Origin of the sequence: Vibrio sp. 10N.222.52.B7, assembly GCF_041474275.1 — a bacterium.
Lineage (GTDB): Bacteria > Pseudomonadota > Gammaproteobacteria > Enterobacterales > Vibrionaceae > Vibrio > Vibrio crassostreae_C.
The window spans coordinates 1-329 of the sequence record NZ_JBFRTU010000521.1 but is presented as its reverse complement, the minus strand read 5'-3'; the positions used below and the strand labels follow the sequence as shown (position 1 = coordinate 329).

Annotated in this window: 1 protein-coding gene; it reads right to left on the bottom strand. The window is 48.3% G+C overall.

Annotated features, from left to right (window positions below; translation table 11 throughout):
- Positions 1-329: glutamate synthase-related protein (locus AB4512_RS23990; protein WP_372176000.1), on the bottom strand; the 329-nt coding region annotated here is incomplete at both ends.

Genomic DNA, 329 nt, shown 5'->3' with positions numbered 1-329 from the left:
GAGTTGGAGTAGCCTCCTAATCGGTTCATCGCCATAGCCAGTGCTTCATGAGCTTCAGGGCTTAAGGCACCAATCGACATCGCTGCAGAGTCGAAGCGCTTAAAGAGATCACTGCTTGGTTCGACTTTTTCTAATGCTAGAGGTTGAGCTGCTTTTTTAAGGCTCATTAAGTCACGCAGCATGGCAGCAGGACGAGCATTCACTTGCTTCGCAAAAGATTGATAATCTGATGTTTCGCCTGTCTTTACGGCTGTTTGTAAGGTACTGACTACGTCTGGGTTGTAGGCGTGGTATTCACCGCCATGCACGTATTTGAGCAAGCCACCATG